General features: G+C 59.8%; 2 protein-coding genes. Both read right to left on the bottom strand.

The window, feature by feature from the left end:
• Window positions 1-1,475 (bottom strand): ABC transporter ATP-binding protein (locus IIY41_RS03175; RefSeq protein WP_287399654.1); only part of this gene is annotated, 1,475 nt, incomplete at its 3' end.
• Window positions 1,476-1,510: 35 nt separating this feature from the next.
• Entirely contained in the window at window positions 1,511-2,962 is a 1,452-nt protein-coding gene (locus IIY41_RS03170) for a nicotinate phosphoribosyltransferase (RefSeq protein WP_009324771.1), read from the bottom strand.
• Between the last annotated feature and the right edge of the window lie 236 nt (window positions 2,963-3,198).

Below are 3,198 nucleotides of genomic sequence, written 5' to 3'. Positions count from 1 at the left end.
TGCTTCTGCCCGCCGGAAAGCTTGACGCCGCGCTCGCCCACATAGGTGTCGTAGCCGCTGTGCAGCGCCGAGATGAACTCGTGCGCGCCGGCCAGCTTTGCGGCCTGCTCCACCTCGGCGCGGGTGGCGTCCGGACGCCCGTAGAGGATGTTTTCGTACACGGTTCCGCTGAACAGATAAACGTCCTGCTGCACGATGCCGATGGCCCTGCGCAGGGATTCCAGCGTTACGGTTTTCACATCGCGGCCGTCGATGCACACATGGCCGGACGTTGCGTCGTAAAAACGGGGAATGAGGTTGCACAGCGTCGTCTTGCCGCCGCCGGACGGCCCTACGAGAGCCAGCTTTTCACCGGGGCGCACATCCAGGCTTAAATCATGCAGCACTTTATTGTGGTCGTCCGGATATTCAAAGCTCACATGCTCGAAGGTGATGCGTCCCTGCACATTTTCCAGGGGCTTTGCGTTCTCGTCGTCGAAGATGTCTACATCCGCGTCCATGATCTCGCAGAAGCGCTCGATGCCTGTCATGCCGCGCTGGAACTGCTCGGCGAATTCGATGATGCGCCGGATGGTGGACAGCAGCGTGGTGACGTACAGCATGTAGGCCACAAGGTCGCCCGGCTCGATCTTGCCGTAGAGCATAAACAGGCCGCCCGCCACGATCACAACAAGGTACATCAGCCCGTCGAACAGGCGTGTGGTGGTGTTGAAGGCGGCCATCCAGCGGTAGGTCTCCTTTTTGATGTCCAGGAAGCGTCCGTTGTCCTGCTCGAATTTTTCGCGCTCAAGGTCCTCGCCGCCGAAGGCCTTCACCACGCGCTCACCCAGCAGGCTGTCCTCGATGCGGGCGTTCAGTTCGCCGATGTGGCGGCGCTGCTTGAGGAATGTGGCGCGCACCATATGGTTAAAGCGCGTGCAGCAGACGACCATAACGGGCACCACCGCAAACACAATGAGCGTGAGCCATACGTTCATGCCCGCGAGGATGATGAATGAGATAACGCCCTTCAGCCCGGCGATGAAAAATTCTTCCGGACAGTGGTGGGCGAATTCCGTTACATCAAACAGGTCGTTGGTGATGCGCCCCATGATCTGGCCCACCTTGGTATTGGCAAAGTAGCTGTCGGACAGCTTTTGCAGGTGGTCAAAGGCGTCTCGGCGCATATCCGTTTCAATGCGCGCGCCCATCACATGGCCCGTGTTGGCCATAAAGTAGTTGGCTGCGCCGTCAATGAGCCGAAGCACCAGATAAAGTGCGCCAACGCGGAGGATATAGCTCACCGTCAGGCTGGAAAGGTCGTTTACGCCCATATTGGTGATGGAACGCATGATGAGCGGCAGAACCAGCTCGCACACCGAGGTGAGCGCCGCACAGAACAGATCGAAGCAGAGGATGCCCTTATAGCGGGCCATGTAGGGCCAGAAGCGGCGCAGCAGCGCCGGCGTGGCCATAGAATTTTGTTGTTTTTCCATGATTCTCCTTGTGTTTTCTCCTTTGAATGCCGCGCTCAGCGGCCGAATTCCGTCAGCAGACGCTGGCGTTCGTCCCAGAGCTTTTGGGAAAGGTCCACATAATAGCGGTGGGGATTTTCAAAGCGGGTCACCTCATCCCACAGAGTCGCCACCTGAGCGGCGCAGAAATCCCGGATATCCCGCAGCGGCGGGTTTTCGTACACGCGCTTTCCGTTCACATAAATGGGACGGTTCAGCCGTTCGGCGCGCACGTTGGTAAAGGTGCGCTTTTTCCAGGTCTCCACCGGGTCGAACAAGGTGATGCCGTCCGTCACATCCACGGTCTCGTCCGCCATGGTGATGTAATCGGCCATGGCCTTTCCGGTGTCGTTGTCGTAGATGCGGTACAGGTTTTTCAGGTGCGGGATGGTAGTCTTTTCCGCTGTTTCGCTGATTTTGATCTTCGGAAGATACCGGCCGCCGTCCTTCACAGCGGCCAGCTTGTACACGCCGCCGAACACAGGGTCGCTCTTGCTGGTGATCATATTTTCACCGATGCCGAAGTTCGTCACCTGCGCGCCCTGCAGGATCAGGTCCCGCACCAGATATTCGTCCAGAGAGTTGGACGCGCACACGCCGCAGTCCGGATAGCCCGCCGCATCCAGCATTTTGCGCGCCTTTTTGGAAAGGTACGCAATGTCGCCGGAATCGATGCGTACGCCCTTGGGACGGATGCCCAGAGGCTTGAGTACTTCGTCGAACACGCGGATGGCATTGGGCACACCGCTCTTCACCACGCTGTAAGTATCCACCAGCAGCGTGCAGTTGTCGGGGTAAAGCTCGGCGTACCGCTTGAAGGCCTCGTATTCGCTGGGGAACATCTGCACCCAGCTATGGGCCATGGTACCCAGCGCGGGAATGCCGAACTGCCTGTCCGCCATGACGCAGGCGGTGCCTACCACGCCGCCGATGTACGCTGCGCGCGCGCCCAGCACGGCGGCGTCGTACCCCTGTGCCCGCCGGGAGCCGAACTCCATCACCGGGCGGCCCTGCGCCGCACGGACAATGCGGTTCGTCTTGGTGGCGATCAGGCTTTGATGGTTGAAGGTGACCAGAAGCAGCGTCTCGATGAGTTGGGCCTCGATGGCCGGGCCCTCCACGATGACGATGGGCTCGTGGGGGAAAATGGGCGTGCCTTCGGCCACAGCCCAGATATTGCAGTGGAATTCAAAGCGGCGCAGATAGTCGAGGAACTGCTCGGAGAAGCAGCCCTTGCCCCGCAGGTATTCGATGTCCTCTTCGCTGAAGTGAAGGTTATCCACTACCTCACAGAACTGCTCCAGGCCCGCGGCAATGGCAAAGCCGCCGCCGTCGGGTATCTTGCGGAAGAACATGTCGAACACGCCCACCTTGTCGGTGTAGCCTTCTTCGAAATAGCCGGCCGCCATGGTCAGCTCGTAGAAATCCATCAGAAGCGTCAGGTTGCGTGCGTCGTTGATATTTGTCATCACAGATTCCGGCTTTCTTTATTGTATTTGCTGCATTTATTTCAAAAACAAAAAGGGGCGTCAGTCCTCGCCCGGCGGGCCGAAGGTGAAATCGTCTTCGAGGAAGCCGAGGTCAAGCTCGTCCGGCCCGGAGCTGGGGGGACGGGAGGCGGAGGGCTTTCCCGCAGGAGGCGGAACGCCGCGCCCGGCTGAGGGAGGCCGGGCGGGCCGCGGAGCGCGGGGCGCATTGCCCGGGC

Source organism: Ruthenibacterium sp. (genome assembly GCF_017421385.1).
GTDB classification, from domain to species: Bacteria; Bacillota; Clostridia; order Oscillospirales; family Ruminococcaceae; genus Ruthenibacterium; species Ruthenibacterium lactatiformans.
Note: the sequence above shows the minus strand (reverse complement) of the source record. Positions and strands in the feature narration are given on the sequence as shown.